Origin of the sequence: Burkholderia sp. Ax-1724 (genome assembly GCF_011752995.1) — a bacterium.
Taxonomy (GTDB): domain Bacteria; phylum Pseudomonadota; class Gammaproteobacteria; order Burkholderiales; family Burkholderiaceae; genus Paraburkholderia.
On sequence record NZ_VWWL01000003.1, the window covers coordinates 312486 to 337211 of the forward strand.

Annotated in this window: 28 protein-coding genes and 1 tRNA gene; 15 read left to right on the forward strand and 14 right to left on the reverse strand. The window is 64.6% G+C overall.

Going from position 1 to position 24726, the window contains the following annotated elements; translation table 11 throughout:
- Nucleotides 1–36: 36 nt before the first annotated feature.
- Together hyi and F3J19_RS05420 are read left to right on the forward strand one after the other, a co-directional pair.
- Complete coding sequence (gene hyi, locus F3J19_RS05415) at nt 37–846, forward strand: hydroxypyruvate isomerase (protein ID WP_167038557.1); 810 nt, start codon at nt 37–39, stop codon at nt 844–846.
- Between the two features lie 75 nt (nt 847–921).
- Nucleotides 922–1833 carry a 2-hydroxy-3-oxopropionate reductase gene (locus F3J19_RS05420; protein WP_167038559.1) on the forward strand — a complete coding sequence of 304 codons (912 nt, stop codon included), beginning with the start codon at nt 922–924 and terminating at the stop codon, nt 1831–1833.
- A gap of 542 nt (nt 1834–2375) precedes the next feature.
- Here the strand turns inward: F3J19_RS05420 and F3J19_RS05425 are convergent.
- The 6 genes from F3J19_RS05425 to F3J19_RS05450 form a co-directional block, all read right to left on the reverse strand.
- Nucleotides 2376–3419 (reverse strand): asparaginase, encoded by a 1044-nt coding sequence (locus tag F3J19_RS05425; RefSeq protein WP_167038560.1) that lies wholly within the window; start codon nt 3417–3419, stop codon nt 2376–2378.
- Between the two features lie 179 nt (nt 3420–3598).
- On the reverse strand, nt 3599–4525 hold the full coding sequence (locus tag F3J19_RS05430; RefSeq protein ID WP_167038562.1) for a CysB family HTH-type transcriptional regulator: 927 nt from the start codon (nt 4523–4525) through the stop codon (nt 3599–3601).
- Nucleotides 4526–4678: 153 nt separating this feature from the next.
- A complete protein-coding gene (locus F3J19_RS05435) occupies nt 4679–5737 on the reverse strand; it encodes a sulfate ABC transporter ATP-binding protein (RefSeq protein ID WP_167038564.1) in 1059 nt (352 codons plus the stop codon).
- Nucleotides 5738–6880 (reverse strand): sulfate ABC transporter permease subunit CysW, encoded by a 1143-nt coding sequence (cysW, locus tag F3J19_RS05440; RefSeq protein WP_240158751.1) that lies wholly within the window; start codon nt 6878–6880, stop codon nt 5738–5740. It abuts the gene before it with no gap.
- Nucleotides 6877–7836, reverse strand: a complete 960-nt coding sequence (gene cysT / locus F3J19_RS05445; protein ID WP_240158753.1) for a sulfate ABC transporter permease subunit CysT — start codon at nt 7834–7836, stop codon at nt 6877–6879. Before cysT ends, cysW begins: the two co-directional genes overlap by 4 nt.
- Nucleotides 7837–7975: 139 nt before the next feature.
- On the reverse strand, nt 7976–9022 hold the full coding sequence (locus F3J19_RS05450; RefSeq protein ID WP_167038566.1) for a sulfate ABC transporter substrate-binding protein: 1047 nt from the start codon (nt 9020–9022) through the stop codon (nt 7976–7978).
- A gap of 312 nt (nt 9023–9334) precedes the next feature.
- On the opposite strand from F3J19_RS05450, the gene lexA reads away from it, so the two are divergent.
- The 4 genes from lexA (at nt 9335) to F3J19_RS05470 (ending at nt 11439) form a co-directional block, all read left to right on the forward strand.
- Nucleotides 9335–9985, forward strand: coding sequence for a transcriptional repressor LexA (gene lexA / locus F3J19_RS05455; protein ID WP_167038568.1), 651 nt, complete (start codon nt 9335–9337; stop codon nt 9983–9985).
- Between the two features lie 87 nt (nt 9986–10072).
- Nucleotides 10073–10417 (forward strand): hypothetical protein, encoded by a 345-nt coding sequence (locus F3J19_RS05460; RefSeq protein ID WP_167038570.1) that lies wholly within the window; start codon nt 10073–10075, stop codon nt 10415–10417.
- Between the two features lie 141 nt (nt 10418–10558).
- Nucleotides 10559–11176, forward strand: coding sequence for a DUF2939 domain-containing protein (locus tag F3J19_RS05465; RefSeq protein ID WP_167038572.1), 618 nt, complete (start codon nt 10559–10561; stop codon nt 11174–11176).
- Between the two features lie 116 nt (nt 11177–11292).
- Nucleotides 11293–11439 carry a hypothetical protein gene (locus tag F3J19_RS05470; protein WP_167038574.1) on the forward strand — a complete coding sequence of 49 codons (147 nt, stop codon included), beginning with the start codon at nt 11293–11295 and terminating at the stop codon, nt 11437–11439.
- 41 nt (nt 11440–11480) lie between these two features.
- Here F3J19_RS05470 and F3J19_RS05475 read toward each other — a convergent pair whose 3' ends face one another.
- On the reverse strand, nt 11481–11945 hold the full coding sequence (locus F3J19_RS05475; RefSeq protein ID WP_167038692.1) for a universal stress protein: 465 nt from the start codon (nt 11943–11945) through the stop codon (nt 11481–11483).
- Between the two features lie 400 nt (nt 11946–12345).
- On the opposite strand from F3J19_RS05475, the gene nodI reads away from it, so the two are divergent.
- Both nodI and F3J19_RS05485 read left to right on the forward strand, forming a co-directional pair.
- Nucleotides 12346–13260, forward strand: coding sequence for a nodulation factor ABC transporter ATP-binding protein NodI (nodI, locus tag F3J19_RS05480; protein ID WP_167038576.1), 915 nt, complete (start codon nt 12346–12348; stop codon nt 13258–13260).
- 202 nt (nt 13261–13462) lie between these two features.
- A complete protein-coding gene (locus F3J19_RS05485) occupies nt 13463–14290 on the forward strand; it encodes an ABC transporter permease (RefSeq protein ID WP_167038578.1) in 828 nt (275 codons plus the stop codon).
- Nucleotides 14291–14446: 156 nt separating this feature from the next.
- On the opposite strand, the gene F3J19_RS05490 is transcribed toward F3J19_RS05485, so the two are convergent.
- Entirely contained in the window at nt 14447–14869 is a 423-nt protein-coding gene (locus F3J19_RS05490; RefSeq protein ID WP_167038580.1) for a hypothetical protein, read from the reverse strand.
- 411 nt (nt 14870–15280) lie between these two features.
- On the opposite strand from F3J19_RS05490, the gene F3J19_RS05495 reads away from it, so the two are divergent.
- The gene (locus F3J19_RS05495) at nt 15281–16741 is read left to right on the forward strand and encodes a M20 family metallopeptidase (protein ID WP_240158755.1); all 1461 of its coding nucleotides are present in this window, start codon (nt 15281–15283) and stop codon (nt 16739–16741) included.
- Nucleotides 16742–16820: 79 nt separating this feature from the next.
- Here F3J19_RS05495 and F3J19_RS05500 read toward each other — a convergent pair whose 3' ends face one another.
- Nucleotides 16821–17873: an NADP(H)-dependent aldo-keto reductase gene (locus tag F3J19_RS05500; protein ID WP_167038582.1), complete on the reverse strand. Its 1053-nt coding sequence runs from the start codon at nt 17871–17873 to the stop codon at nt 16821–16823.
- Nucleotides 17874–18097: 224 nt separating this feature from the next.
- Here F3J19_RS05500 and F3J19_RS05505 point away from each other — a divergent pair, with 224 nt between their 5' ends.
- Both F3J19_RS05505 and F3J19_RS05510 read left to right on the forward strand, forming a co-directional pair.
- The gene (locus F3J19_RS05505; protein ID WP_167038584.1) at nt 18098–18322 is read left to right on the forward strand and encodes a DUF3820 family protein; all 225 of its coding nucleotides are present in this window, start codon (nt 18098–18100) and stop codon (nt 18320–18322) included.
- A 245-nt stretch (nt 18323–18567) separates the two neighbouring features.
- A complete protein-coding gene (locus tag F3J19_RS05510) occupies nt 18568–18927 on the forward strand; it encodes a hypothetical protein (protein WP_240158757.1) in 360 nt (119 codons plus the stop codon).
- A gap of 71 nt (nt 18928–18998) precedes the next feature.
- Here the strand turns inward: F3J19_RS05510 and F3J19_RS05515 are convergent, their stop codons facing one another.
- Entirely contained in the window at nt 18999–20600 is a 1602-nt protein-coding gene (locus tag F3J19_RS05515) for a sulfotransferase (RefSeq protein ID WP_167038586.1), read from the reverse strand.
- A gap of 378 nt (nt 20601–20978) precedes the next feature.
- On the opposite strand from F3J19_RS05515, the gene F3J19_RS05520 reads away from it, so the two are divergent.
- From F3J19_RS05520 to F3J19_RS05535, 4 genes are all read left to right on the forward strand, one after another.
- Nucleotides 20979–21257: a hypothetical protein gene (locus F3J19_RS05520; protein WP_167038587.1), complete on the forward strand. Its 279-nt coding sequence runs from the start codon at nt 20979–20981 to the stop codon at nt 21255–21257.
- A gap of 150 nt (nt 21258–21407) precedes the next feature.
- Nucleotides 21408–22409, forward strand: coding sequence for a tRNA dihydrouridine(20/20a) synthase DusA (dusA, locus tag F3J19_RS05525; protein ID WP_167038589.1), 1002 nt, complete (start codon nt 21408–21410; stop codon nt 22407–22409).
- Nucleotides 22410–22498: 89 nt separating this feature from the next.
- A tRNA-His gene (locus F3J19_RS05530) sits at nt 22499–22574 on the forward strand.
- A gap of 366 nt (nt 22575–22940) precedes the next feature.
- Nucleotides 22941–23207 (forward strand): hypothetical protein, encoded by a 267-nt coding sequence (locus F3J19_RS05535; protein ID WP_167038591.1) that lies wholly within the window; start codon nt 22941–22943, stop codon nt 23205–23207.
- Nucleotides 23208–23451: 244 nt separating this feature from the next.
- On the opposite strand, the gene F3J19_RS05540 is transcribed toward F3J19_RS05535, so the two are convergent.
- From F3J19_RS05540 to F3J19_RS05555, 4 genes are all read right to left on the reverse strand, one after another.
- The gene (locus F3J19_RS05540; RefSeq protein ID WP_167038593.1) at nt 23452–23694 is read right to left on the reverse strand and encodes a DUF6566 family protein; all 243 of its coding nucleotides are present in this window, start codon (nt 23692–23694) and stop codon (nt 23452–23454) included.
- Between the two features lie 131 nt (nt 23695–23825).
- Complete coding sequence (locus tag F3J19_RS05545; protein ID WP_167038594.1) at nt 23826–24023, reverse strand: hypothetical protein; 198 nt, start codon at nt 24021–24023, stop codon at nt 23826–23828.
- 254 nt (nt 24024–24277) lie between these two features.
- Nucleotides 24278–24445, reverse strand: coding sequence for a hypothetical protein (locus F3J19_RS05550; RefSeq protein ID WP_167038596.1), 168 nt, complete (start codon nt 24443–24445; stop codon nt 24278–24280).
- A 33-nt stretch (nt 24446–24478) separates the two neighbouring features.
- On the reverse strand, nt 24479–24694 hold the full coding sequence (locus F3J19_RS05555; protein WP_008922916.1) for a molybdopterin-binding protein: 216 nt from the start codon (nt 24692–24694) through the stop codon (nt 24479–24481).
- Nucleotides 24695–24726 lie beyond the last annotated feature (32 nt).

Sequence of the window (24726 nt, forward strand, 5' to 3'; positions counted from 1 at the left end):
CTGACCGCCCTGACCGACCAGAGAGACACACGCACCATGCCGAAATTTGCAGCGAATCTGACGATGCTGTTCAACGAAGTGCCGTTCCTCGACCGTTTCGCGGCCGCGGCCAACGCCGGCTTTCATGCCGTCGAATTCCTGTTTCCGTATCCGTATTCGATCGCCGATTTGAGCGACCGTCTGCAGCAGAACCGCCTGAAGCTCGTGCTGCACAACCTGCCCGCGGGCAACTGGGACGCCGGCGAACGCGGCATCGCGTGCCTGCCCGATCGGGTCGGCGAGTTTCGGGAAGGCGTCAACCGCGCGATCGAGTACGCCAGCGCATTGAAGGTGCCGCAACTGAACTGCCTCGTCGGCATTCCGGGCACGGGCATCGATGCCGACACCGCGCGCGCGACGATCGTCGGGAACCTGCGCTTTGCCGCGGCCGAACTGAAGAAAGCCGGCATCCGCCTGCTCGTCGAGCCGTGCAACTCGTACGACATTCCGGGCTTCGCGCTGAACCGTTCGCGCGACGGGCTCGACGTGATTCGCGAGGTCGGCTCGGACAATCTGTTCCTGCAATACGACATCTATCACATGCAACGGATGGAAGGCGAACTCGCCGCGACGATCGAAAAGAACCTCGCGCAGATCGCGCACATCCAGCTTGCCGACAACCCCGGGCGGCACGAACCGGGCAGCGGCGAAATCAACTACCCGTATCTGTTCGCGCGGCTCGACTCGCTCGGCTACGACGGTTATGTCGGCTGCGAATACAAGCCGCGTGCGACGACCGAGGCCGGCCTCGGCTGGCTGCACAGCGTGGCCGGTCAATCGCGCGGCGCGGCGCACGCGGCGGCCTGAGCCTGCTTCGGTTTCCTCATGGTCCCCTGAAGCGGCCTGACGCACGCCTCCCTATCACCCTGGAGATTCAGACACATGGCAAAGATCGGTTTCATCGGCCTCGGCATCATGGGCGCGCACATGGCGCGCAACCTCATCAAGGGCGGTCACGCGCTGTTCGTGAACGGCGCGTATCCGGTGCCGGACGACATCGCGAAAACGGCCAGCGTGGCCGCCAGTTCGACCGCCGTCGCGCAGGCCGCCGACATCGTCATCATCATGGTGCCGGACACGCCCGACGTCGCCAACGTGCTGTTCGCCGACGACGGCGTCGCCGCCGGCCTCACGCGAGGCAAGCTCGTGATCGACATGAGCTCGATCTCGCCGCTCGACACGCAGGTATTCGCGAAGAAGATCAACGCGCTCGGTGCCGACTATCTCGACGCGCCGGTATCCGGCGGCGAAATCGGCGCGCGCGACGCGACGCTGACGATCATGGTCGGCGGTCCCGAGCAAGCCTTTGCGCTGGCGAAACCGCTGTTCGAGCTGATGGGCAGGAACATCTCGCTGATCGGCGAGAACGGCGCGGGCCAGACCTGCAAGGTCGCGAACCAGATCATCGTCGCGCTGAACATCGAGGCGGTGGCCGAAGCGCTGCTGTTCGCGTCGCGCTCGGGCGCCGATCCGGAACGCGTGCGCCGCGCGCTGATGGGCGGCTTCGCGTCGTCGCGGATTCTCGAAGTGCACGGCGAGCGCATGACGAAGCGCACCTTCAACCCGGGCTTTCGCATCGAGCTGCATCAGAAGGACCTGAACCTCGCGCTCGACGGCGCGCGCAAGCTCGGTATCGCGCTGCCGCATACCGCGAGCGCGCAGCAACTGTTCAGCGTGTGCGCGGCGAACGGCGGCAAGGCGTGGGATCACTCGGCGATGGTGCGCGCCCTCGAAATCATGGCGAACCATGAGGTCGCGCAGGCGCCGGGCGGTGAGGAAGCGAAGGCGGCCTGAGGTTCCGGTTTTCGCGGTTGAGCTTGCCGGCGGTTGTTGCTGGCTATTTATTGCCGGCTATTCGTGGCTATTGCCGGTTGCCGACGACGGTTACCAATCGCGGCCGACTTCGGCCCGCCGCCATGGCCCGCGGCCCGGCATCGGCGGGCGGCGTCCCGGCAAGCACAGGTGGGGCGCCTGTTGGTCGCGCGGCAGCTTCGGCTGTCCGCGCGGCGCAACGGGCAAATCGTGCCGCTCTGGGCTGAGAGCGGCAAGTGGGGTCCGCAGCGGCACCCGGCGAAGGCGGGGAAGCCTTGGTCGGTCAGACGTCGTCGTCGGGTGTCCGGCTGTCGGATCGGTTGTCGTGGCGATTCTTTGAGCGGGTTTCCCGCGCTCTGCCAAACGCCGCGTTGACGACAGGAATCACAATCCTGGACTCTACTTCGGGTCGAGCGGCCATCCGCTGGAACCGTCGTCACATCGCTGCAGGCGGCGCGCGTTGCCGATCCGACGCCTGATCGGCGCTCACCGGCTCGCATCGGCTCACACCGCCGGGCCGTCAATCAATACGTATCGAACACCTTCTGCAGCACGGCCGGCGCCGTATGGCCCGCGCCCAGCGCCAGCATCAGCAGCACCCGCGCCTTGTACGGATTCAGCGAACCTGCGCTGACGAAACCGAGCGCGTCGTCGGCGGCCGCGCCGTTGCGCATCACGTGGCCCGAGCCGACGCGCGACGCGCGCACCACCGCGACGCCGCGCGTCACCGCCTCGGCCAGCGCCTGCTGCAGCGTCTGATGGATCGAGCCATTGCCCGTGCCCGCCACGACGATGCCGCGCACACCGGCCGCGACGAGCGCATCGACGGCAAGCCGCGAGACGCCCGCATAGCTCGCGACGATCTCCACATGCGGCCACTGCGCGCCGCTCGCGAATTCGCTCGCGAGCGTATGCGCGCGCACCACGCCGCGCTGAAATTCGACGCGGCCGTCCTGCACCCAGCCCAGCGCGCCGATCTCCGGCGACTGGAACGCGTCGACCGCATAGGTGCTCGTCTTGACGACGTCGCGCGCACTATGAATGCGGTTGTTGAACGCCACCAGCACGCCCTGCCCGCGCGCCGACGCATGCCCGGCCACCGTCACAGCATTCAGCAGATTCAGCGGACCATCGGCCGACAACGCCGAGGCCGGCCGCATCGCCGCGGTCAGCACGACGGGCTTGTCCGACTTGACGGTCAGATGCAGCAGGTAGGCGGTTTCTTCGAGCGTATCGGTGCCGTGCGTGACCACGACGCCGTCGACGTCCTCGCTCGCGAGCAGCGTGTCGATGCGTTGCGCCAGCGTGCTCCATAGCGGTAGCGCCATGTCCTTGCTGTCGACGCTGGCGATCTGCTCGGGTGCGATCCGCGCGACCGCGGACAACGCCGGCACTGCCGCGAGCAACTGCTCGACGCCGACGACGCCCGCCTGATAGCCCGAGGTATTGGCCGCATCCGCGGCCGCGCCGGCGATCGTGCCGCCGGTCGCGAGCACGGCGATGCGCGGCAGCGACGGCGCCGCGCCGTGGCCGGGAGAAACCGGCGAAGAGGAAGTGGAAGTATTCATGGCGGCGATTGTAAGCGATGCGCCAGCCGCCGCCATGTATGGAAAACCGGGAGCCCGCAAGGCTTGAGCGGCGCGTGCGGGTGTCGTGAGGGCATTAGGCGATGGGCATCATGAAGGCATCACGCGGGCGCCGCGAAGACGCACCCCAGTCTCAAGGACCCGGCGCCCTCATCGCCCGCTCACACCGCCTCGCGCAACTGCGCCGCGATATCGGCCTCGCTCAACTGCGGCGCGAACATTTCGATCAGCCGGTACGCGTAGGCGCGCAAAAACGCGCCCTTGCGCAAGCCGACGCGCGTCGTGCTGGCCTCGAACAGATGCTGCGTGTCGAGCGCGACGAGTTCGGTGTCGCGTTTCGGATCGTAGGCCATCGCCGCGACCACGCCGATGCCCATGCCGAGTTCGACGTAGGTCTTGATCACGTCGGCGTCGATCGCGGTCAGCACGACGTCGGGCAACGCACCTGCTTTCGCGAACGCCTGGTCGATATGCGAGCGGCCCGTGAAGTCCTGGTCGTAGGTGACGATCGGGAATTCGGCGATCTCGTCGAGCGTCAGATTTTCGCGGCCCACGAGCGGATGCCCCTTCGGCACGACCACCACGTGATGCCACGAATAGCACGGGAACGTGACGATGTCGGGGAAGCGGTCGAGCGCTTCGGTCGAGATGCCGATGTCGGCCTCGCCGTTGATAATCATCTGCGCGATCTGCTGCGGGCTGCCCTGGCGCAGCGCCAGATGCACCTTCGGGAACACCGAGGTGAACTGCCGGACCACCTTCGGCAGCGCGTAGCGCGCCTGCGTGTGGGTGGTCGCCACGACCAGATGGCCGCTGTCCTGATCCGCGTACTGACGCGCCACGCGGCGCAGATTCTCCGCGTCGAGCAGCATCCGCTCGATCAGTTGATGCACGGCCTTGCCCGGCTCGGTCAGGCCCGTGAGCCGCTTGCCGCGGCGGATGAAGATGTCGACGCCGAGTTCGTCCTCGAGATCCTTGATCTGTTTCGACACGCCCGACTGCGACGTGTACAGCACGTTCGCAACCTCGGTCAGGTTCATGTTCTGCCGCACGGCCTCGCGCACGAAGCGCAATTGCTGGAAATTCATCGATGTGTCTCCGGTTCAGCCAGAGTTGAGTTATGTTGAGTTATTGAAGCCGATTTGCAGTCACCGCTTTGAAGCCACTCACCCGGCGCAACCGCCGGGTCCGGCCGATACGTTGCTCTCCTGTCATGCGCGCCGCGCGGCGGCGCCCCCCTCTCACTGCGCGGGAAACACGCGCAACGCGCGCGGCACCGCGGTCACGCCATCGCCGACCGCCAGTTGCAGATCGCGCCACGTCTCGCGATCGAGTTCCGCTTCGAGCAGATTGCCCTCGCGGCCCGCGAGTTCGACGCGCACCGAACCGCCAAGCGTCACGACGCGCTGCACGTCCACCACGATACCCTCGCGATGCCCCGCCGTCTGCGGATACAGTTGCAGATCGTGCGGCCGCACGTAGGCGAACGCCGGCCCGCTGAAACCGGCCGCGATCGCGACCGGCAAAGCCGCGCCATCGACCACGAAGCCCTGTGCGTCGACGTTGCCATGCAGACGGTTCGCCGCGCCGAGAAACTCGTAGACGAACGGCGTCTGCGGATGATCGTAGACGTCCTGCGGGCTGCCCACCTGCTCGACGTGGCCGCGATTGAGCACGACGATGCGGTCGGCCACTTCGAGCGCTTCTTCCTGGTCGTGCGTGACGAAGATCGTCGAGATATGCAGATCGTCGTGCAGACGCCGCAGCCAGCTGCGCAACTCCTTGCGCACCTTCGCGTCGAGCGCGCCGAACGGCTCGTCGAGCAGCAGCACCTTCGGCTCCACGGCGAGCGCACGCGCGAGCGCGATACGCTGCCGCTGCCCGCCCGACAACTCCGACGGATAGCGCTGCGCGAGCCAGTCGAGCTGCACGAGCCTGAGCAGCTCATGCACCTTCTCGCGAATCACGCTCTCGGCAGGCCGCTCCTTGCGCGGCTTCACGCGCAGACCGAACGCGACGTTCTCGAACACCGTCATGTGACGGAACAGCGCGTAATGCTGGAACACGAAGCCGACTTCACGCTCGCGCGCGCCGACCGCCGCGACGTCCTGACCTTGCAGCACGACCTGGCCGGCGTCCGCGTATTCGAGACCGGCGATCACGCGCAGCAGCGTGGTCTTGCCGCACCCCGACGGCCCGAGCAGCGCGACCAGTTCGCCCGGCGGAAAGTCGAGCGAGACATTGTCGAGCGCGACGAAATCGCCGAAGCGCTTGTGCAGGTGACGAACGGTGATACCCATTTACAGCTCTCCTTGCTTGAGCGGGTGTGGCTGCGACGCAGGCGTTGCGTTGGCGAAAAACGAATGAGGCGCGGACGGCGCACCGGCCGGCCGCGTGCCCGTGCTCGTGTCCGTGGACAACGGCACCGGCGCCGGCCCCGCATACGCGGGCACCTCGCGCGCGGCCGACAGCTCCGCCGACATATGGCGCTCGGCCAGCAGCTTGAGCCCGAGCGTGACGAGCGCGAGCAGCGCCAGCAGCGACGCCACGGCGAATGCTGCCGAGAAGTTGTACTCGTTGTAGAGAATTTCGACGTGCAGCGGCATCGTGTCGGTCTGTCCGCGAATATGGCCCGACACCACCGACACCGCGCCGAACTCGCCCATCGCGCGCGCGTTGCAGAGAATCACGCCGTACAGCAGGCCCCATTTGATGTTCGGCAGCGTGACGCGACGGAAAATCTGCCAGCCCGAGGCGCCGAGCACGTGCGCGGCTTCTTCCTCGTCGTTGCCTTGCGCCTGCATCAGCGGAATCAGTTCGCGCGCGACGAACGGGAACGTCACGAAGATCGTCGCAAGCACGATGCCCGGCACCGCGAAGATGATCTGCACGTCGTGGTCTGCGAGCCATGGGCCGAACCAGCCCTGCGCGCCGAACATCAGCACGTAAATCAAACCCGAGATGACCGGCGAGACCGAGAACGGCAGATCGATCAGCGTGGTCAGCAGCGCCTTGCCGCGAAACTCGAACTTCGCGATACACCACGACGCTGCGAGACCGAACCCGAGATTGAGCGGCACGGCGATCGCGGCGGTCAGCAGCGTGAGCTTGATGGCCGAGAGCGCATCGGGATCGGCGAGCGACTCGAAGTAAAAGCCCAGCCCCTTGGCAAGCGCCTGATAGAACACGGCGACAAGCGGCACGACGAGGAACAGCGCGAGAAACAGCAGCGCGATGCCGGTCAGCAGCCAGCGCACCGCCGGCGGCTCGCTGACCGGATCGGGCCGGCGCGGCACGCCGGGCGACGTGTTGAGTGACGTATCAGGCGAGGTGCCAAGCGAGGTGTCAAGCGACGCACTGGCGCGGGCCCGCGTGGAATTTGCGCCCTGCACTTCGCTGGCACCGTTCGCGTGGTTGCCCGGGTTCGTAGAACGGCCGCTCATTGCGCACCTCCGCCGACTGCCGCGACCCGCGCTGCATGGCTGGTTGCCGTGCCGGTGGCGCCGCTCGCCGCGTTGCTCACGGCGCCGCCCGCCGGCCCCTGCGGCACGGGCCCCGCGCCGCCGCGGCTCGTGCGCCGCTGCAAATACCACTGCAACGTATTGATGAACAGCAGCATCAGGAACGACACGATCAGCATCACGACCGCGAGCGCGGTCGCGCCCGCGTAGTCGTACTGTTCGAGCTTCGTGATGATGAGCAGCGACGTGATCTCCGATTTCATCGGCACGTTGCCGGCGATGAAGATCACCGAGCCGTATTCGCCGAGCGCGCGCGCAAAGGCGAGCGCGAAGCCGGTCAGCAGCGCCGGCAACACGGCCGGCAGCACGACGCGGCGAAACGTGAGCCAGCGCGACGCGCCGAGGCAGGCGGCCGCCTCTTCCTGCTCGCGTTCGAACTCCTCCAGCACCGGCTGCACCGTGCGCACCACGAACGGCAGGCCGATGAACGTCAGCGCGACCAGCACGCCGGCCGGCGTGAACGCGATCCTGATGCCGAGCGGCACGAGAAACTGGCCGATCCAGCCGTTGCCCGCATACACGGCCGCGAGCGAAATGCCGGCCACCGAGGTCGGCAGCGCGAACGGCAGATCGACGACCGCATCGACGATGCGCTTGAACGGAAACGTGTAGCGCACCAGCACCCACGCGACGAGAAAGCCGAACGCCGCGTTGATGAGCGCGCCGCCGAGCGCCGAGAAGAACGTCAGCCGATACGACGCGAGCACGCGCGGCGAGGTGACCGCGCGCACGAACTGGTCCCAGTCGAGCGTCGAGGTCTTCAGAAAGGTCGATGCCAACGGAATCAGCACCACGAGGCTCAGGTACGCCACCGTGATGCCGAGTGTCAGGCCGAAGCCGGGCAATGCGCTCGGCTTGCGAAAGGTCAACGTGGTCATGCTGGATACTCGTTCAGGGTTGATGCTCGCGCGGCGGATGGCCCGCGCGCCGCCGCGCCGCGCGTTGCCTTATGTCGTCTTATGCTGCCTGATGCGGCATTGCCGCCGCGCTCGTTTTCAGGCGCGGCGGCAACCGCTGTTACTGCGGCTGATAGATCGAATCGAACACGCCGCCGTCCGCGAAATGGGTCTTCTGCGCGTTAGCCCAGCCGCCGAACGAATCGTCCACCGTGTAGAGCTTCAGCTTCGGAAACCTCGCGGTCAGCTCGGCTGGCACCTTGTTCGAACGCGGACGATAGAAGTTGCGCGCGCCGATCTCCTGGCCCTCTTCGCTATAGAGGAAGTTCAGATAGGCCTCGGCGAGCTTGCGCGTGCCATGCCTGTCGACGACCTTGTCGACCACCGCGACCGGCGGCTCGGCAAGAATGCTCGCCGACGGCACGACGATCTCGAACTTGTCCGGGCCGAATTCCTTCAGCGACAGGAACGCCTCGTTTTCCCAGGCGATCAGCACGTCGCCGATCCCGCGCTGCACGAAGCTCGTGGTCGCGCCGCGCGCGCCCGAATCGAGCACGCCCGCGTTTTTATAGAGCTTGCCGACGAACGCCTTCGCCGTCTGCGCGTTGCCGCCCGGCAGGTGCTCGGCGTACGCCCACGCGGCGAGGTAGTTCCAGCGCGCGCCGCCCGAGGTTTTCGGATTCGGCGTGACGATCGACACGCCCGGCTTGACGAGATCGTCCCAGTCCTTGATGTGCTTCGGGTTGCCCTTGCGCACGAGGAACACGATCGTCGACGTGTAGGGCGAGGCATTGTCGGGCAGGCGCTTCTGCCAGTTTTTGTCGACGAGGCCCTTGTTCGCGAGCGCGTCGATGTCGTAAGCGAGCGCCAGTGTCACGACGTCGGCCTGCAGGCCGTCGAGCACCGAGCGCGCCTGTGCGCCCGAGCCGCCGTGCGACTGCCTGAAATTGACGGTCTCGCCGGTCTTCGCCTTCCATTCCTTGCCGAAGGCCTGATTGATGTCCTGGTACAGCTCGCGCGTCGGGTCGTAGGACACGTTGAGCAGCGTCGTGTCGGCATACGCCGCCCCGCTCGCGCCGAACATGCCGAGCGCGCCCGCCGCGCCGACGGCCAATGCCGCGATGAATCGTTTCGTCCTGCCCGTAAGCCCCGTCTGCCGATGGTTCATGTCAACTTTTCTCCGCGTGATGATCCGCCTCGGCGAATCTGCTGTTGTTTTGCGTCGCGGTCACGTGCACATGAGCGCCAACCCGGAAGCCAGTCTATCGAAGCGCTTTCATCATTAAAAATAATGTTTCTTCATTTTTTAATACGCAAAAGTGGTAACGGCAGACGGGCGCGGCGCTGTAACGACCAAACAGCCGCGATGACGCCCCAAAGCGACGCCGGAACGTCCCCCGTTTCGAGAACTTAAAGTAAAGCTTGAAATGCGCCGAATACTGTATAAAAATACAGTCACCTGTTCATACATACAGTGGCCATGACAAAACTCACCGCACGACAGCAGCAGGTTTTCGATCTGATCCGCCGCGCGATCGAACGCACCGGCTTTCCGCCCACCCGCGCCGAAATCGCGGCCGAACTGGGTTTCAGCTCGGCCAATTCGGCGGAAGAACATCTGCGCGCGCTGGCCCGCAAGGGCGTGATCGAGCTCGCGGCCGGCGCCTCGCGCGGCATCCGCCTGCTGTCCGGGCAGGATGATGCGCCGCACCAGTTCACGCTGCCGCACGCGGGCCTCATGCAGTTGTCGCTGCCGCTCATCGGCCGGGTCGCGGCGGGTAGCCCGATCCTCGCGCAGGAACATATCTCGCAGCACTACGCATGCGACCCGGCGCTGTTCTCGAGCAAGCCCGACTACCTGCTGAAGGTGCGTGGCCTGTCGATGCGCGACGCGGGCATTCTCGACGGCGACCTGCTCGCGGTGCAAAAGCGCAGCGAAGCGAAGGACGGCCAGATCATCATTGCCCGGCTCGGCGACGACGTCACGGTCAAGCGCCTGAAGCGCCGCTCGAACGGCATTGAGTTGATCGCGGAAAACCCCGATTACGAAAACATCTTCGTGGCAACCGGCAGCGCGGATTTCGCGCTGGAAGGGATCGCCGTAGGGCTGATCCGCCCGAGCGAGTTCTGATTGGCTGGTACGTCCGTACCGCCAGGACCGCTCGCGCCGGTTTGTCCAACCCAAGCTGCATTTACCTCGCATCGCCTGGAGAGACTCATGGAACGTCTTGCCCGTCTGCTGCCTTTTCGCCAGTTCGGCCGTCTGCGCCATCTGCGCAAGCTCACGCCCTGCCCACTGATCGAAGCGCCCGCTGAGCACACGCCGTCGCTGTTCGACGAGCCCGCTTCAAGCTCCGGCTTGCCGTCGTCGTTGCCGGCATTCGCGCGCGTCTCGCTGAATTCGGGCTTGAATACGGCCGAGCCGTCGCGTCGCGCGCCGGTGCGCGTCTATCATGGGCCATCGCGATTAATCATGGTCGGCACGATCGAGGCCGTATGCCGTATGATCGATCGCTGCATAGCCGACGAAGCCAATATGCACGGCGCGGTGTTCGAGTCCTGAGCAAATTCTGAGCGAGTCCTGAATAATTTGTGAATGAACGCGGAGCGTACTTCCTGTGTTCAGGTATTCGCGTGATATTGGGATCGTTTCGTCCTCGCCGTGGTCCACGTTAGACCCAACCTGACGGGAGAGTCCGATCCGATGAGAGTTCAGAAACGCATCCATGGCAGTGCCACCCGGCCACTACTTATCACGTTGATCGTGGTCATCGTGATTGCCGCGCTAGGGTTTATTTATGCGTCGCCGTATATCGCGGTGAACAATCTCAAACGCGCGGCCGATGCGCGAGACGTGCAAACCGTCAATTCATACGTCGACTTTCCCGCGTTACGCGACAGCCTCAAGCTGCAGGTGGCCGACATGCTGACGCGCCGGCTCGAAGCGGACGCCGGTAACAAGATAGCCACGATTGGCGCGGTGATCGGCGTGACGTTGATCGGTCCGCTCGTCGATGCCTATGCGACACCAGACGGTGTCGCGGCCCTGCTGAACGGCATGCCGCCACGCGGCACCCCGGGCGAGCAGCCGGCGGCACCGCCTGCCGCGGGCACGGAAGGCCAGCCGGCGCCACCCGCCGCAAACAACACCAATCAACCGAATGCGGCACCGCCCGCGCGGCAAAGCACGGCCGGTTATCGCAGCCTCAATGAATTCGTCATCACGTACCGGCGCGGCGAAGGCAATGCGAACTACTCGGCCATCTTCCGCCGCGAAGGTCTGATCACGTGGAAGCTCGCCGCGATCAATCTGAACGAGTGAATGGGAAGTTTGATCTGAATGGACGAGTGGCCGGCTATCGTAGCCGGCCACTCGACAGGATGCGACAAGCGTTTCGATACGCCCGGCGCTGTTCGATACCGCATCGAGGTCTTTCAATGGCGCTCGCCGTTATTCAGGCCGTCATTCAGACCTTCGTGCAAGCCCTCATTCAGACCGGCACGCAACGAGCCGCACGCGTCAACTCTCATGCACGATCGCGCCATGTCGAAATCCCGCGCGTGATCGTGCCTCATCTTGCATAAGCAAGCGTTGCTCAGGCAACGCTCATCGGTACATCACCGCGTCAGGCCGCGGCCTGCTGCTGCTCCTGCACCGACGAACACGCGACCAGAATGCTGCACGACACGCGATCGAGCAGCGGCGTATTACCCGCGCCCATCCACCAGCGCGACAAGCCGGTCCGGCAGCGATGACCGACCACCACGAGATCGACCTGCAACTCATTGGCGAGATTGGCGATCTCGTCGATCGGATGGCCGAACGCGAAATGCCCTTGTGCGTTCACGCCGCGCTCGGTCAGCCAGTTCACGCCCTCCTGCAGAATCTCGCGGGCGGTTTTTTCGAAGCTGCCACAGGCCACGTCGGTCAACAGGCCCGCGCTTTGCGCGATGCTGGAACGCATGTCGACCACCGACAGCAAATGCGTTTCCGCCTTCAGGTCCAACGCCAGATCGGCGCCGCAACGCAGGGCTTTACGGCCTTCGCGCGAGCCGTCGTAGCACAACAGGATTTTCTGGTAGCTCGCCATCATTTTCTCCCTTCGCGCGGAAAGCGCGGTCTGAGTCAATCATGGTGCGCCGCAATTCAGCTTGCAAGAGATGGAAAACGCTAAGTGCGTAGTCGCTACAGGTTAATGCAGGCCGCACGGACGTTGCGGCGGCATCGGCCCGGTTTTGCACGCAAATATGGCAGCGCAAAAAATATCGCGTGGCGTGGCGACGCTCCGTTCAGCGTCGCCCCCGAGCATCGATTCCCCAGCACGATAGGTGCCTGAAGGATGTCCAACACGCGTCTACGCCCAACAGGGCTGCAGGCGTCTTCGCTCGACAATGCCCTAGAATGGACTGCTTTCGTAGCCGTTGCGGCCATCCGCGCGCACCGCGTCCATTGCCTGCCGTAGCGTGTTCTTCCGGAGCCTTCATCGATCCATGCCTGCCGCCCCTATCGAATTCCATCAGGTCAGGAAAAGCTACGGCGAAAAAACGGTCGTCGATGGATTGTCGTTCCATGTCAATGCGGGCGAATGCTTCGGCCTGCTCGGCCCCAACGGCGCGGGCAAGACCACGACCTTGCGCATGCTGCTCGGCATCGCGTCGCCCGATGCCGGCGAAATCCGCCTGTGCGGCGAGCCGATTCCGGGCCGTGCGCGCGTGGCGCGGGCGCGCGTCGGCGTGGTGCCGCAGTTCGACAACCTCGATCCCGATTTCACGGTGCGCGAAAACCTGCTCGTGTTCGGCCGCTACTTTGGCTTGAGCGCCGCGCAATGCCGCGCGGCCGTGCCCGGACTGCTCGAATTCGCGCGGCTCGAAAGCAAGGCGGACGCACGCGTGAGCGAACTGTCGGGCGGCATGAAGCGGCGCCTCACGCTTGCGCGTGCGCTCATCAACGACCCCGACGTGCTGATCATGGACGAGCCGACCACCGGGCTCGATCCGCAGGCGCGGCATCTGATCTGGGAGCGGTTGCGCTCGCTGCTCGCGCGCGGCAAAACCATCCTGCTGACCACGCACTTCATGGAAGAAGCCGAGCGGCTATGTCATCGGCTCTGCGTGATCGAGGAAGGACGCAAGATCGCCGAGGGCGCGCCGAGCGAGTTGATCGCCTCCGAGATCGGCTGCGACGTGATCGAGATCTACGGCCCCGACCCGCTTGCGTTGCGCGACGAACTCGCGCCGCTCGCCGAGCGAACCGAGATCAGCGGCGAAACCCTGTTCTGCTACGTGAACGACGCGCAGCCTGTGCATGCGCGGCTCAAGCAGCGCGCCGATCTGCGCTATCTGCATCGGCCGGCGAATCTCGAAGACGTGTTTTTGCGGCTCACGGGCCGCGAGATGCAGGATTGAGAACGCGCATCGAAACGAGGCGTCGAAACATGCCCGGCACGCAAGGCATAAGCAGCCGCGACGTCGCACAATAGATGCGGCAACCGGACAGGAACCGCAAACAAGGGACGCCACCGAGAAAATCGCGCAAAGCAGGCACGGACCAGGCACAAGGCAGGCACCCGGCAAACCCCGGGCACGCGAGAACAACCCGAGACACCTCATGGACGCACGCACCTACGAAACCCACGGCGGCACGCCTTCGGCACAGGAACCGTTCGCCGCTTTCCCCGCCAACGCCGTGAACTGGATCGCGGTGTGGCGCCGCAACTATCTGGTCTGGAAGAAGCTCGCGCTTGCGTCGATGTTCGGCAATCTCGCCGACCCGATGATCTATCTGTTCGGGCTCGGCCTCGGACTCGGGCTGATGGTCGGGCACGTCGACGGCGTCTCGTACATCGCGTTTCTCGCGGCGGGCACGGTCGCTTCGAGCGTGATGATGTCGGCGAGTTTCGAGTCGATGTATTCGGGCTTTTCGCGCATGCACGTGCAGCGCACGTGGGAAGCGATCATGCACACGCCGCTCACGCTCGGTGATATCGTGCTCGGCGAGGTGATCTGGGCAGCCAGCAAGTCGATGCTGTCGGGCGCCGCGATCATGCTCGTGGCCGGCGTGCTCGGCTACGCGGGCTTTCCATCGATGTTGCTCGGCTTGCCGGTCATCGTGCTGGCCGGTCTCGCCTTCGCCAGCATCGCGATGATCGTGACGGCACTCGCGCCGTCGTACGACTTTTTCATGTTCTATCAGACGCTCGTGCTCACGCCGATGCTGCTGCTCTCGGGCGTGTTCTTTCCGACCTCGCAACTGCCTGCCGCCGCGCAGGCCGCGACCGGCGCGTTGCCGCTCGCGCATGCGGTCGAACTGATGCGCCCGGTCATGCTCGGGCGGCCGGTCGCTCACGCGCTGTGGCACGCGGGCGTGCTGGCCGCGTATGCGGTGGGTGGCTTCGTCGTAGCCGCGATTCTGTTTCGCCGCAGGATGATGAAGTAGGCCGAGTGCGGCAAGCCGCGGCCCCCACTCCGTGGAACCCTGCACGTCACGCCAGGCAAGAAACGTGAGCCACCCGTGCAAGGCATCGGGCACGCGCGATGCTGTCCGCGCGCGGGGTTGAACCGCAGCGCTCCCGCGCCTCAGTCTGGCTCCCGATCAATCCTCGTCATCGGTCCACGGAATATCGACGTCCGAGATAAACGCGACCGTCGCGAACGGTCCTCCCTCATGACGTCCGATCTTGCCGTCGGCGCGCTGCCACTCGACGCGGAACACCGTGCCCGGATCGTCGGCGATAAGCCGCACCGTGCGCACTTCGTCGGGATCGGTATCCTCGACCGGACCGTCGAGCGAAATCAGCAATGCCTGCGGCCACAAACCATCGGCGGGATCGTAGATCCTGTCGCCGTCGTGGATCAACGTGAAGGCTTCCACGCCGATGGTCGCCGACGCATCGACGATCATCTTGGCCAGCGCGCGCAACAACGCGGTTGCGCGTGCCGAGTTCGCCTGACGGATCGCCAGATCGCCGCGCGTCAGCGCCTGTTCGAGTTTGGGATTGGTTTTTTGCTGCGCCATTCGATGTCCTGGTCCTATTGCTCTGTTGTGAGCGAACGCCTCGTACCGATGAGGGTGCGCGCTTCTTGTCCGGGTCGATATCCGCCGTCGATGTGCATTGCAGCATCGCGGGCGGACGGCGTTACCGTGCTGCCTCTGCGTGGTTCTTCCGCGAGCTTCCTGAGTTATCTCTGCGCCGTTTTTCGTGACCTTTTACGCAATGCATTGTCGAGGGATGCCGCTGTCCACCACAGTGTAGGCCGTGATTCGGCATCCTGGAGAACATTTGCCGTTGGGTGTCGCACATGGCCATGCGGCCATTGTGACAAAAAAGCCCGGCTTCTAGAATCGCTCTCAATGACAGGGCATGACACGCATGACGATCTCGTCAGCCTCCCGAGCCATCCAGCCCACCCCGCATCGGAGACATCCATGAGTCGCAACGAGGCGATCGAGCACGCAACCCGGCATTTCGAATCCGGCGCCTTTCTCGCCGACCTGAACCGCCGCGTCGGCTTTCGCACCGAGAGCGAGGAAAGCGGTCGCGACGCGCTGCTGCGGTCCTATCTGAGCGACGAAATCGCGCCCGAAGCCGCGCGCCTCGGGTTCCAGACGCGCATCGTCGATAACCCGGTGAACGGCTTCGGACCGTTCCTGATCGCGAACCGTCATGAAGGCGACGCTCTGCCGACCGTGCTGATCTACGGCCACGGCGACGTCGTGCGCGGCTACGACAGCCAGTGGCGCGCGCCGCTCACGCCGTGGGCCGTGACCGTCGAAGGCGAACGCTGGTTCGGCCGCGGCACCGCCGACAACAAAGGCCAGCACACGATCAACCTCGCCGCGCTCGCGAGCGTGCGCGAGGCGCGCGGCGGCAAGCTCGGCTTCAACGCGAAGCTGCTGATCGAGATGGGCGAGGAAACCGGCTCGCCGGGGCTCGATGCGATCTGCCGCGCGCAGCGCGACGAACTGGCCGCCGACGTGCTGATCGCCTCCGACGGCCCGCGTCTCGCCGCGCACCGCCCGACCGTGTTCCTCGGCTCGCGCGGCGCGGTCAATTTCAGGCTGTCGCTGAACCTGCGCGACGGCGCGCACCATTCGGGCAATTGGGGCGGCCTGCTGCGCAATCCGGCCACCGTGCTCGCGAGTGCGCTCGCGAGTCTCGTCGATGCGCGCGGCGTGATCGCGGTCGCAGGCTTGCGTCCGCCGCCGATTCCCGAGGCCGTGCGCCGCGCGCTCGCCGACATCGCAGTGGGCGGCGGCCCCGGCGACCCGGCCATCGACGACAACTGGGGCGAGCCGGGTCTCACGGCGCCCGAGCGTGTGTTCGGCTGGAACAGCGTCGAGGTGCTCGCGTTCAAGGCCGGCAATCCCGAGAACCCGGTCAACGCGATTCCGCCGGCGGCGTTCGCGGTTTGCCAGCTGCGCTTCGTGGTCGGCACCGATTGGGAGAACCTCGGCCAGCATCTGCGCGCTCATCTCGACGCGCATGGTTTTCAGCTCGTCGAACTCGACGTCGAACGCGGCGCGCCGGCCACGCGCCTGAATCCGGACGACCCGTGGGTCGAATGGGCGATCGCGTCGCTCGAACGGACCACGGGCAAGAAAACCGCGGTGCTGCCGAACCTCGGCGGCACGTTGCCCAACGACGTATTCGCCGACACGCTCGGTCTGCCGACGATCTGGGTGCCGCATTCGTACCCGGCCTGCTCGCAGCATGCGCCGAACGAGCATCTGCTTAGCCCGGTCGTGCGCGAGGGATTGCGGATGATGGCGGGACTGTTCTGGGATCTCGGCGAGAATGCGCCGCATGGGGCGACGCGCGAACCGACGCATGAGTCGACGCATGAGCCCAGGAACGCAGCGGCAGATGCAGCGAGGGCCGCGGGCTGAAACAGCTTCACGGGCGTGTTCCGGCAGACCAGCCCGGCCCACCGGAACACGCAGCGCTCACCTCGCCCTCACCTCACGCTCAAGGCGCCGGGCTCGGCTGCAATTCATGCAGCTGGTCGATTTCCGCCAGCGCTTCCGCCGACAGCGTCACCTGCGCGCTCGCGATGTTTTCCTTCAACTGCTCGAGCGAGGTCGCGCCGACCAGGGTACTCGTCACGAACGGGCGGCTGTTGACGAACGCGAGCGCGAACTGCGCGGGCGACAGGCCGTGACGCTTCGCGAGTTCGACGTAGCGCGAGGTCGCCTGCATGGCCTGCGGCTTGCTGTAGCGCTGGAAACGTTCGAACTGCGTGATGCGCGCGCCGGCCGGACGCGCGCCGCCTTCGTACTTGCCCGACAGCCAGCCGAACGCGAGCGGCGAATACGCGAGCAGGCCGATGCCATCGCGATGCGCGAACTCGGACAGGCCCGCTTCGTAGGTACGGTTCACGAGGTTGTACGGATTCTGGACGCTGACGATGCGCGGCAGGCCGAACTTTTCGGCCGCGCGCAGGAATTGCGCGACGCCCCACGGCGTTTCGTTCGACACGCCGATGTGACGCACCTTGCCTTGCTTGACGAAGTCGGCGAGCACCGCGAGCGTCTCTTCGATCGGCACCGTGTACGCGTCGTCGACCCACGGATACAGGGGGCGGCCGAACGTCATCGTGCTGCGATCGGGCCAGTGCATCTGATACAGATCGACGTAGTCCGTCTGCAGACGCTTGAGGCTGCCGTCGAGCGCCTCGGTCAGATTCTTGCGATCGAACTGGTTGGCCTCGCCGCGAATATGGCGCGGGTTATGCGGTTGACGCGCGGGCCCGGTGATCTTGGTGGCGAGCACGATCTTCTCGCGCATGCTGCCGTGCTGCGCGAGCCACGTGCCGATGTAGCGCTCGGTCGAGCCCTGCGTTTCAGCGCGCGGCGGCACCGGATACATTTCAGCAGTGTCGATCAGATTGACGCCGTGATCGAGCGCGTAGTCGATCTGCGCATGCGCTTCCTGTTCGGTGTTCTGCTCGCCCCACGTCATGGTGCCGAGACCGATCTGGCTGACTTTCACGTCGGAGTCACCGAGTCTGCGGTATTCCATCTAGCTTGTCCTGTCGAATAGATGAACGGAAAGCGCAGACGTTACCATGCCGGCGCCCTGCCTGCAGCACGGCTAGAATACGGTGCCTACGCGGAATCCAAGCCGGACCGGCGCTGCCGGGCCTCGATGGTCGTGCTCGCGGCCGCGCCTCGGGCCCGATCCTTCGCGGCGCGCTTCATGAACCTCGCGCCGGCTTCCCGGCAATTACCCCGCATGAATCCGCCATGAATCCCGAACAACTCGAACTGCTGGTCACGCGCGTGATGCCCTTCGGCAAATACAAGGGCCGCGTGATTGCCGATCTGCCTGGCCACTATTTGAACTGGTTCGCGAGCCAGGGCTTTCCGCCTGGCGAAATCGGCCGTCTGCTCGCGTTGATGCAGGAGATCGATCACAACGGTCTGAAGCCGTTGCTCGATCCATTGCGCAAGCGCGAAGCGGGCGCTTAGGCACGGTTCGGGCGTCGCCTCGGGGAAACGTTAAAGCACTATTGAAGCGACGTTGAAGCGACATTAAGGCAGCGCCGGACATACGCCGGCACCCTCGCGTCGAAAGCCATCCGGAGCGCCGTGAAGCCCCGCTGAAAGTCGCCTTGCAGGCCCGCTGCAAGCAAAGCGGCGCCGTACAAATTTATACAGTCTTTTTCTTGCGTGTCGCGAGTGCGTAGCCTTTAATGCGCATAAGTCATCGCGCGATGAAGCTCGCCGCACGAGTGAAATGGAGCGAACCGCTCGCTGCCTCGCACTCGCCGCTCTCGGCTTCCGGCTTCGCGCGCGACACCTCCGACCGCGCGATTGCCTGCCTGTCCATGCCCGCATTCAATCTGTCCGCCCTGCTTGAATTTATCGGTCACGATCTGTCGCCCGTGCGCGCGGTCATCGTGTTCTTCGTGATCGGCTATGTGATCGTCGGGCTGCCCGTGCATTTCCGCCAGGGCGCGGCATCGCGCGATATCTGGGGCACGGCGGCCGGCGTGACGATGGCCGCGCTCTACGCGGCGTTCATCGTCGGCGTGTACCCTGCGCTGCATCACGCGGCGGCGATCGCGCGTTGACGCGCGCTACGTTTTTATCCGCTCGTGCCGGTGCCGGTGCCGGTGCCGGTCGTGTTCGCTGCGTGCCGGGATCAAGGCGGGTTGTTTACGTCGGCTTCCGGTAGTCCTCTCTCCTGCGATCTCTCTTCTCGCCGCCTCATTTCCCGCGCCGCTCCCAGTTCCGCCCCCAGCCCCGTCAACAACGGTTCGAGCAACTCCGCGCGCGGCTGCCAGCGACGTATCGAAGTCCGGTAAAGCGGACGGCGCACCTGCGCCGAACTCGCGGTGCTCACGCGCCGCGAAGTCCGGTAAAACGCGCGACAACGCTCGTCCCAGTCGAGTCCGCAATGCGCGAGCAGACGACGCACATTGGCCTCGAAATCGTCGACCAGGTCTTCGTATTCGATCTCGATCATCACGCCTTTGGGCAGCACGCGCCGCCAATGCGACATCAACGCATCGTACGCGCGGTAATAGCGGCCCAGTTCGCCGAGATCGTAGCCGAACGGCACGTCGTGGAAAATCCGCGAAAAAATCGACAGACAGGTCTGCAACGGCGAACGGCGGCAGTGAATGAAGCGCGCATTCGGCAGCGCCAGATGAATCAGGCCGACGTTGATGAAATTGAACGGATATTTGTCGGTGAAATGGGTGTGGCGCGGTGCGGCGTTCCCCGCGCGCGCCCCGGTTTCCGCCAGCACGCATTGCATCCGTTGCAGATAGTCGGCGCCCAGCGTGCGCCATTGCGCGGCGCCGGCCTGCTGCAACGCTTCGATATCGATCCGCAACGGGTCGGCGGCGTCACGGCGAATGCACGTCACCAGCGCCTCGCCGAATTCGGTGCGCTCACCCGCGCCTAACACCTGGGGATGACTCGCGAAAATCTGCTCGATCAGCGTCGAGCCCGAACGCGGCATGCCGACGATAAAAATCGGCGCCGCCGATGGATCGCCGAGACCTCGCGCGGCCGCCAGCGTATCCGCGCTGAGCAACCCGGGCAGGCTCGCGAACAGTCCGAGCGATTCGGCCTCGTTGTAGCGCAGGCCGGCGCGAAACAGCGCGTTGCCTTTGAGCAGATGATCGAACGATTCGTCGTCACGCCCCACGCCCGACAGCGCCGCGGCATACGCGAAATGCAACTCGGCCTGTTCGGCGGGATTGAACAATGCCGTATCGGCGGCAAGCTGTGCGAGCCGGACGAACACGGGGTCGTCGGCGGCAAGGTGCTGGATCTGCACGAAATTGCGGTAATAGAGCGGCACGCGCGGCGCCCCGTCGATCGCGCGCCGATACGCTTCATGCGCTTCCTCGAAGCGGCCGAGCGCCTGCAGACAGTTGCCGATGTTGTTGTGCGACCCGTCGGCGCACGGATTGACACGCACCGCCTCGCGATAGGCATCGACCGCCGGTTCCAGCCGGTTCATCCGTTCGAGCGTCCAGCCGAGCCCGTGGTGCAGATCGGCGTTACCGGGATCGCACGCAATGGCCTCGCGATAACGGACTTCGGCTTCGGAGAAACGGTCCAGCACGACCAGCGTCGCGGCAAGGCGCTCGTGATGGCCGGCATCGGCGGGTTCGAGCGCGCATGCGGATTCGAAACAGCGCAATGCGGCTTCGTGCTCCGCGCGTGCGAGGCAGGCGTCGGCTTCGGCGCGCCATTGCGCCGCGGTGGCCGGCGGAGGATCGTGCTTCATCGAGAACTGGATTCGGGCAGGCGTCGCCCGGGCGGCCCGATAACGGCTCGAGGGCGGGTACGTTCTTTTCTTCCGGCTTCGGCATGCGCAATCGCATGCGCAGGGTTATCGAACGGCCCGGATTCAAAGGCTCATTGTCTGGGCCGAAATTAGCAGCCACGCCCTTCAGTTGCGTTTCGAATCGTTAACCAAGTGTTACCGCGGGGTCGTCTCGTAAGACGCGGCAAGATTGCGGCCAAGGTTGAGCATGACGGCATTCGACCGCGTAGCATGAGTGACGACCGTGTCCCGATGCGCTCGCGCGGTAACGCGCGGACACAAATGCCACTGAACTCCACGGCGCGCGGTTTTTCTCACGTATATATGAAGGAGAAAATCGTGAGCAGGCTCATTGCATCGATGACGCTGCTAGCGGCGGCAGCGAGCTTGACCGGATGCGTGGTGGCGCCGCCGGCGGGCTACGCGTACGCACAACCGTATTACCCGTACGCATACGGCCCGCCCTATGCGCCGGTGTACGGCACGGTCGACGTCTGGGGCGGTTTTGGCGGTCCGTGCTGCTACTACCACGGCGGCCACGGATACGGGCACGGCGGCGGCTGGCATGGCGGCCATGGCGGCGGAAGTTCGTGGAGTAGCGGCGGGCATGGTCATTGAGGTGGCGTGCGAGGCGGCGCGGCCCGTCATGCCGTGACATGCATGCAATGACCGCGACAGCGGCGCCCCGTGGCTCGCCGTCGGCCCACGCCATCGGCAATTTACGGCGTTGCGGTAAAATTAGCGTTTTGAATCAAGCCCCGCCGTCCCATGTCTGTACCTCGCACTCCCAGCCCGCGTCGCATTTCCGTCGCGCCGATGATGGACTGGACCGATCGCCATTGCCGTTCGCTGCATCGCATGATTTCGCGCCATACGTGGCTTTACACGGAAATGGTGACGACCGGCGCGCTGCTGCACGGCGACGTGCCGCGCCACCTCGCGTTCACGCCCGACGAAGCTCCCGTCGCCCTGCAACTGGGCGGCAGCGAGCCCGATGACCTCGCGCGTTCGGCGAAGCTCGGCGAGCAATGGGGTTACGACGAAATCAATCTGAACTGCGGCTGCCCGTCCGAGCGCGTGCAGCGCGGCGCATTCGGCGCGTGTCTGATGAACGAGCCGCAGCTCGTCGCCGATTGCGTGAAAGCGATGCGCGACGCGGTCTCGGTGCCGGTGACGGTCAAGCACCGGATCGGCGTCGATACGGTCGAGGAGTATGGCTTCGTGCGCGACTTCGTCGGCACGATCGCGCAGGCCGGTTGCGAGGTGTTCATCGTTCACGCGCGCAATGCGATCCTGAAGGGATTGAGCCCAAAGGAAAACCGCGAAATTCCGCCGCTCAAGTACGACTACGCGTATCAGTTGAAGCGCGATTTTCCGCAACTCGAGATCATTATCAACGGCGGCATCAAGACGCTCGATGAAGTCGAACAGCATCTTCAGCACGTCGATGGCGTGATGCTCGGACGCGAGGCTTATCACAACCCGTATGTGCTCGCCGAGGTCGACGCGCGCTTCTACGGCTCCAGCCAAACGCCGCCGACGCGCGACGAAGTCGAAGCGAAGCTGATCGAATACTGCGCCGCCGAAATGGCGCGCGGCACGTATCTCGGCGCGATCACGCGTCATGCGCTGGGGCTTTATCGCGGCGAAGCGGGTGCGCGCGGCTGGCGGCGCGTGCTGTCCGATAGCAAGCGGCTCGCGGCGCGCGATCTGTCCATCTTCAACGAAGCAAGACAGCATCTGCGCGAGCCTGTCGAAATTTCTGAATAAAGGACTAGGCAAACGCAAATCTAGTCCCTATAATCTCGTTTCTTCGTCGGCAAGACAGGTTTTTAAAGCAAGTCAAGCAGATGTTAGTGGTGGCTGTAGCTCAGTTGGTAGAGTCCAGGATTGTGATTCCTGTCGTCGTGGGTTCGAGTCCCATCAGCCACCCCAGAGAATTCAGCGGTAAAGTTTTGCAAACGGCGTTGTGAGAAATCACAACGCCGTTTTTGTTTTGGGTTGGGATTTTCCACTGTTCTCCGCTTTTCCGGCTCCAAGGGCTATCGCCCTTTTCTAAACCCTCCCGCTCTATGGTCTCGGCTTCAAAAAAACTTGGTCAATGGGGACCGATCATCGTCGAGCCTTGCCGCGCTTACGTCTGAGAGATTGTTTCGCAGCGAGGAATAGTAATTTCAGTTTATCGGCACAAATTTTCAATAGTAGGGGTATACACTGCATTCCATCGACGTTGCAGACACACCTCAGTAGCTCCCTGCGACGCCTCCCTGAAATGCAGTCGAACGTTATCGGAGTCCTACCATGAAGACCAAGTTCATCGCCGCCCTGCTGGTTGCCGCTTCTGCCTCGATCGCCGCTCCCGCTTTTGCAAGCGGTTATGGTCCGGCACCGTTCTATCGTCCGGCGGTTGGCGCTCCGGCCTCGCAACAAGGCCAGAACGCGCAGACCGTTGCCGCTGAACGCAACGAAGCCACAACGAATGCCTACGGCGGCGTGAAGAACGTGTCGTCGCAATCGGGCACGCGCGAGCCGGCTTCGGGCCCGCAATCGGTGTTCTTCGGCCACTAAGCCAATCAGCAGTCACGTCGATTCGCGGCCCGCTCGGGCGGACCGCGATCGATCTGGGCGCCGCGCATCGGGTATCGATGCCGGCGCCCAGTTGCGTTTACCGCGTGGTCGTCTCACGTATGGGCAGGATCCACGCGCCAGCCCATCGCCTTAAGGCAGGCGTTCGCAAAACAGGTGCCGCAGCGCGCCACAGCCAATGCATGTGCCAATCCGCACGACGTCCTTTATCTGCAGTTATCCGCCGCTAACGCGGGAGCCCCGCGTCAATCAATTCGCGTGCCGCGCGAAAGCCCGCCTCGGCCGCCGCATGCTCGGTGGACCACAAGCTGTCGATATGCACGAGTTGCCAGTCGACGACCACCGCATCGTTGCGCAGCACCCGAAAATGCGCCTTGACGCCGGTCAGCACCTGCTCGACCGCGACCTCGATGTCGTAGTCTCCGTAGCGCTCCTGGTAGTCCCCCATATCGAGGCTCTTTGGCTCCATGCCCGCCTCCGTGGTATCGCCTGATCGCATGCATGAAAGAAAGCGGACGCACTCATCCCGCGAGCGTCGCCGACACCCGCGAGACTCTGCTTCGTCATCAGGCCACCCTGGCTCGATGCCCTGCTTGAGGATCAGTCGCAATCGCCGGAAAGATATTGCCGGCCATTGCAGTTGATCTCGACCTCGCCGCTCCCCGACTCGGCGACGAGATCGCTCGCCAATAACTCAGCGACGACGGACTGCGCGAGTTCGGGCGCCGTCTGTCCAACGCCGACGTCGTTCAGACGCCGCAACGCTTCAACCGCTTCGGGACTCAAGGACTTCGACATGGCCGTCTCCGTCGGAACGCTTGATTCATCGTAGCAAGTTTCATCGGCGGATGCAGGTTCACTATGCCGCGTAGGAACGCGGTGTGCGCTGCAAACGCTGACGATTGGCGGCTGGGGCGGGCATGGGCCGCGCATGCAGTGCGAGCGCACCGGGACCTGTCGGCGGCACCGCGAAGGGGAACGACATGAAGCAAGGCAGATCGACAACGCTGGCGGCCACAAGCATCGCGCGACGGCGACAGCAACCGCGACCGTCACTCGCCGATGGTCACGCCGCCCGCAACGACATCGCGCCCGGGCGGTTCGGACAATCCGGACAACATGCCGATCTGGCGTCCGCGGACGCCGGCCAACGATCGCATGACACACGAGCCGCCCGCAAGCGGCGCGAACGCGAAATAGGCGCGTGCGAGCACCGGCACTATAACTCGGTCAGCGCCCGATACTCGCAGCGATCACAGCCGCGCGATCGACACTTCCGTCGACTTCACGAGCGCGACTACTTCCGAGCCGACTTTCAGTTCGAGTTCGTCGACCGAGCGCGTCGTAATCACCGAGGTGACGATGCCGAACGGCGTCTCCACGTCGACTTCGGACACCACCGAGCCGCGAATGATTTCCTTGACCTTGCCTTTGAACTGATTGCGCACGTTGATTGCGGAAATGCTCATTTAAAGTGACTCCAGAAAAACGGTTGGAAACG